The sequence below is a fragment of the Solemya elarraichensis gill symbiont genome, from assembly GCF_002021095.1.
Lineage (GTDB): Bacteria > Pseudomonadota > Gammaproteobacteria > Chromatiales > Chromatiaceae.
Genome location: NZ_MPRK01000126.1, coordinates 1 through 5340, shown reverse-complemented (window position 1 = coordinate 5340; position 5340 = coordinate 1). Strand labels below are relative to the sequence as shown.

Below are 5340 nucleotides of genomic sequence, written 5' to 3'. Positions count from 1 at the left end.
ACTGCCCCGGACGCCCTGCGTCCGTTGCTTTGCTCGACAGCTCGTTGGCTTCCAAGCAAAACAACCCCCTCAAATAGCTGACGCCACTGTCGGATGCTCGCTTTATTTTTCCTTTGGCGCTGGCGCACGTCAGAAAAACAGTCTCGCCTAGTGGCTACCGGGAACTACGCGCCTTCGATTCTCTCTCCTTGGCGCGCAGCGAATGAGTTATGTGTTGTTTGATGCCGGTAGGTGCCAGCCAGTGCCAGACGCGAAATCATTCCCACTCAATAACCTGCAATATTTTTCTTTGAGAAAAACAATGAGTTTATTCTATTATTTTGTAATTGCGCGAAAGTTGCATGTGAGCTTATGCTGAAGTTCACAGAAGATTATCAAACAATCAATAAGATACAGTGCATTATATTGCATCTTGCTTGTGAGATTAACCGCAAATTTAGAGTCAATCAAACTCAACAGAGAAATACAGCATATCCGTTACCAAGATTGACATAAGAGCTTACACGTTCACTGCCAGTTTAGTCGCCATATTCAGTTCACCAGCACTAACTGCTTCCTACTGTGTCCATGACCGCAAGTAGATCGTCAATCGTTTCAGCTATAATCGCTGTCTTTCCTTTTGCAAGTTCAAGTACCTTATTGTCGTATTTAACCTCAAACAGCCATTCAGCGCCATCATTTGTATAGAACCATTTACGCACTCGTTTTGGCACAGTTACTGTGATTTGATTACCGTCCTCATCAGTTTTGGTAACAGTCTTCTTTGCAAAGTATTCTTCACCTTTAATCTGTGCTTCTAAAACGCGTTTTTGTTCATCAAGCTTGCTAATAAGTTTACTTCGACGCAAAGCTGTTTTATCAACAGTGTTGAGTTTTGCGGATTGGGGGAGTACTAGTGATGCAAGTACGCTTTGTTTTGCTGCTAGTCGTGTTGCCATTTTCAGTTACTCTTAGTTATTAAAGCAACTAAAGCTTATGACCTAGCGTAAAACAGGACGACCTAATTCATTACCGCAAAATGATTGATTGTGTAGCAACCATTACGTTATGCGATTCCAAAAACTAAGGTATTCAGAGCGCATCGCATATTATTTTAAGATCAATACTTTATTTCATGCCGCTAAATATCTTACTGCTTTAAGTGTTCAATTAACCCCTTAGCCATTAATTCTGATCCAGCTGCAGTTAAATGGCCATAATCCCAAGCAATAAGCGTAAATTCTTCGTTATCTTTTACTACGGCCAGACAACCATTCTCATTACAAAACTCATCAATTGCTGAAAGAAAAACAGCATCTGTTCCAACAAGTTGTGATCCTATTAATGCATCCATGCTTACAATCTCTTCTTCCACTCCCCTATCCATCTTCAAAATATTACCTGAAGACAAATCCATGCCCGCTCTAAGCACTCTTACAGGCAGGCTTGGCTGCCACTGTGGAACGCCACCAACAACATAAATTTTGGACTGAGGAGATACACTACTAATCACTGATAATGTCTTGTCTAACTCAATTACCTCAGCATATTCTTTTGCGTACAACCAATTCGCATGTAAAAAGATATATTCAGGCTTAATATGCGAAATCCTTTCTAGTACATATTCATTAACCCCCTTGCAGTGCACGCGCGTGTAATTATCAAATCCCTTTATCGGTGGACAGCCACTCGCAGTAAATTGCGTTACATTTCCATGTTGTGCTCTCAGACCATATGACAATGCAGCAGCATGAGAATCACCCCATAGCAAAATAGAGGCATCACTTGCACTATCATCCTCACACCATTCTGCAAATTCAGCGTAATCTTGCTCAGGTTTTAAAAAACATGACCCCTCTCTATATACGGGGGATTTATCGTAATTAGCAAAAGCCAGTATCGCATTCTGATCATCATTTAAACGATAAAGAAATCCACTCGTCACATGTCCTCCAATGCCAACTACAATAAAAAGCACGGAAAAGATAAGAGCTAATGAGAATGCTTGGCTTCGACTAGTTTGGTGCTTGTTACGGAAAGGCTTTTCAATAAACCTCCAACTAACAAATGCAAATATAAATGTCGTTACAATAAGAAGTGTCCATATCTCTTCATTCACACCTGATGAATTATGATGTCTAGCAAAAGCAAATAATGGTTGATGCCACAAATATGCGCTATAGCTAATAAGACCAACAAACACCAGAGGCTTATTAGCAAGCAACCTCCCTGCACTAGTTTCAGTTGTTGCAAACAAGATAACTAATGCGGTACCAAGCGTTGGTACTAATGCATAAACGGAGGGAAAAGGAGTTTCTTTATCGTACGCCAGTACCGCATAGCCAATAAGCAACAATCCAAGTAAACCAAACGTCTCTTTAATCAACTTACTATTGATTATGCTGCCGACATGCGAGTTACCATATTTAATAACAAAAGCAAGACCGCCACCGATCATTAGCTCCCAAGCACGCGTAGGTAACAAATAGAAATTAGCCGAAGGATAATTAGAAGAAGCATACTGAGCCACTCCTAAGCTAATAACGCCAATCGCTATAATTGCACCCAGTATCCAGCGGTTTCTAAAGCGCCATACAAGCATTAAGAATAGAGGAAATAGTATGTAATACTGCTCTTCAACCCCTAAACTCCATGTATGCAGTAAGGGCTTTAATTCTGCAGCCGTTTCAAAATACCCACTCTCCAGCCAAAATAAAACATTAGACGCGAATAGTGAAACAGAAACTAAGCTTTGGGAAAAGTCTTTCATATCGCTTGGAAATAGCCACATCCAAGCAAACGGTAAAGAGACAAACATCACAGTAAAAAGAGCTGGCAGTATTCGCCTGGCTCTTCTTTCATAAAAGTTGACTATTGAAAATGTTCCTTGCTCTAGCTCAGCAAGGATAATGCTTGTAATTAAGTAACCGCTAATAACAAAGAAAACATCAACGCCTACAAAGCCACCGCTAAATGTACTGAAGCCAGCATGAAATAGAATAACGGGTATGACGGCTATAGCACGCAAACCGTCTATTTCTCTCCTGTATTCCAAATTCCCAGCCCATTACCTTTATTAAAAAACAGGATTATTGTACATGCTTATAATCGGCGTCATTCAATAATAATCATGCCATATTAAAAACCTACAACCTCTACAGCTCTCTGTAATTTAACGTCATTTACGTAGATGTATCTGGCGGTAGTTGTCATGTTTCTATGCCGCGCTAACGCTTGTATAACCCGCATGTTGATCTGATTTTCTGCCAATGTAGTAATGAATTGACGACGACCACTATGTGAACTAGCGCCTGATATACCTGCTTTTGCATAAAATTTGGCAAATAACTGCACAATAGTAAGAGAGCTAAAGAAACCGCCTTTTTGTGAGCGCACAAATGGAAGATTTGGTGCTTTAGACTCGCACACCGCGTCTACATAACGCTGTAATTCCTTCTGTAGCGCTGTGCTTACTATTACGCGACTTCGTTCACTCCCCTTCGTCATATGCGCTTCTAGCACAATTTCCTTTTTTACAATGTACTCCGTGTCAACTACATCTGCAATTCGCAATGAGCTAATTTCACAAGCTCGCATACCAGCACGAAAAGAGAGCTGAAAAATCGCCCTATTTCGTTCTGCATACCTATGCGCATCAATTACTGCCATTACTCGCTTAAATTCAGAACTGCTCAAGATTCGTGCTTGCTTCATAACCCGCCTATAAATGTTAATTTTTGTTATACATAACTATACATATTAACATTACAATTGTCGGCCTGTTTTTCTTCTATTCTTAACCTCAATCAGATCAACTAGTTAACGATTAATGTTAGCTAATCTATATTAGTTAACATTGCCCATTTGCAAATTACTACGCCATAAACCAGAATCTCTAAAGTTTAGTAATAGCGATTTTCAGGAATTCAGCTTGGCAGACGAATCAAAGCAATACAGGAAACTCAAAAAGGAACTAGGTGAACTGCAACGGCTCGCAGATGACCAGAAATCCCACTACGTCAAAAGCACCCAATTGCTGTATGAGGGGCTGAGTAGAGTGTATCTATGGTGGAGGACTGCTCAAAAGGAAGATGGTTTGTTAGAAAAGCTATATTCAGAATACAGCATCCAGTTCAAGCAAAGCACAAAGCAAGAAATCGCATTCTCTCCTTTACTCAAATATCTCTGGAATAACGATGGAAGTCTCAAAGTAGCAAAAATCGATCAATACAATAGAGCACTGAATGCTCTACACAAAGAATTCATTCTCAATAGACAGTATTTCAGAAAAAACACCCTTCAAAAGCTAATCTCACTAATTAGCGACAAAGGCGGAATAATTGAAATGGCAGGATATCGGCAAATATCACCCGATTCTATTGATGAGAAGAAATTAGCCACTAAACCAAAAATAATAAGCAAGCAATCTCAACAAAAAATCGCTGAGGATCATCTACAAGAAGGACTCAGCTATTTCTCTGATTCATTACCCGTTGCAAAAATCAATACAAAGGACACTTTATCTCGTATAGACAGCGGACTGTCTCTTGCCATCATTCGAAAAGAGGCTAATGGTTATTCTGTCTTATCAACGATAGACGATAGCAATCTTATTAACCAGGCAGTAGAGCACTCATACAGACGTACAGGTAATAAAATACCCTACACTCTGCGCCTAATTACTGAGATTATTCGCACACAAACATTACCAAGCCAAATAGGTTCACTCGCGTCATCTCTTGTAGATGAGTGTAATTACAAGCCGAACAAGAAGCCACTCAAACGAAAACAGCTGAAAAGACTGCTATATATTGCTTCAGAGCAATTATTCATTCTGAGTGCAAACAGAAGCACCTGCAGTGTCGTCACAACCGTAAAGCCTATCAAGTCGATATTCAAAAAGAAGGAGAAAAACGATCTAACATTGGCTGTCGTTGACAGGACATACATAGAAAACAACCTAATCCATACAAATGACTTCAATTTCTACACAACAGACTGCAAACGTTATGTCTGCGAAACAATTGATGAAGTCGCAAGTTACAAGATGAAGGTGGAAAATAGCATCACGCATGATTTCCGATTTATCCGCTTCTATCATCGCACCGATTTTAATAACGAACTCAGCAGAAAACAGGCTATTGTTAAACAGGACAGCAAGTTTAAACCTGCTTATAAAGTTACTCTCTCTCCATTTTGGGTAAAGGAAATGGAGAATAATTTTTTAATACGGTGGGTTAATGGGTTTGGGGAAAAGATGAAGCGCGCTGAGCACAATGTGCTCAAACTGACATTAGGAAAAACAAGCATTGCGGTACATTTCAACAAAATGAATGGGAAATATGACGCAAATGAAATCAT

The 5340-nt window shown here is 39.8% G+C and carries 5 protein-coding genes; 2 read left to right on the top strand and 3 right to left on the bottom strand.

Going from position 1 to position 5340, the window contains the following annotated elements; all coding sequences use genetic code 11:
- Positions 1-93: 93 nt before the first annotated feature.
- Positions 94-222: a hypothetical protein gene (locus BOW51_RS11795; protein ID WP_281252873.1), complete on the top strand. Its 129-nt coding sequence runs from the start codon at positions 94-96 to the stop codon at positions 220-222.
- Between the two features lie 323 nt (positions 223-545).
- On the opposite strand, the gene BOW51_RS07255 is transcribed toward BOW51_RS11795, so the two are convergent.
- The 3 genes from BOW51_RS07255 to BOW51_RS07245 all read right to left on the bottom strand — a co-directional run bounded on the left by BOW51_RS07255 (position 546) and on the right by BOW51_RS07245 (position 3693).
- A complete protein-coding gene (locus tag BOW51_RS07255) occupies positions 546-938 on the bottom strand; it encodes a DUF6641 family protein (protein ID WP_078477100.1) in 393 nt (130 codons plus the stop codon).
- A 191-nt stretch (positions 939-1129) separates the two neighbouring features.
- Positions 1130-3007, bottom strand: coding sequence for an acyltransferase family protein (locus BOW51_RS07250; RefSeq protein WP_245828597.1), 1878 nt, complete (start codon positions 3005-3007; stop codon positions 1130-1132).
- 110 nt (positions 3008-3117) lie between these two features.
- Entirely contained in the window at positions 3118-3693 is a 576-nt protein-coding gene (locus BOW51_RS07245; RefSeq protein ID WP_078477098.1) for a tyrosine-type recombinase/integrase, read from the bottom strand.
- Between the two features lie 217 nt (positions 3694-3910).
- Here BOW51_RS07245 and BOW51_RS07240 point away from each other — a divergent pair.
- Positions 3911-5340, top strand: a 1430-nt coding sequence (locus tag BOW51_RS07240; protein ID WP_135568131.1) for a hypothetical protein, incomplete at its 3' end; no start/stop codon positions are given.

What these genes read in the sequence shown, in the direction of transcription:
- BOW51_RS11795 (WP_281252873.1), top strand. Translation starts at nt 94, where the DNA reads ATGCTCGCTTTATTTTTCCTTTGGCGCTGGCGCACGTCAGAAAAACAG.
- BOW51_RS07255 (WP_078477100.1), bottom strand. Translation starts at nt 938, where the DNA reads ATGGCAACACGACTAGCAGCAAAACAAAGCGTACTTGCATCACTAGTA.
- BOW51_RS07245 (WP_078477098.1), bottom strand. Translation starts at nt 3,693, where the DNA reads ATGAAGCAAGCACGAATCTTGAGCAGTTCTGAATTTAAGCGAGTAATG.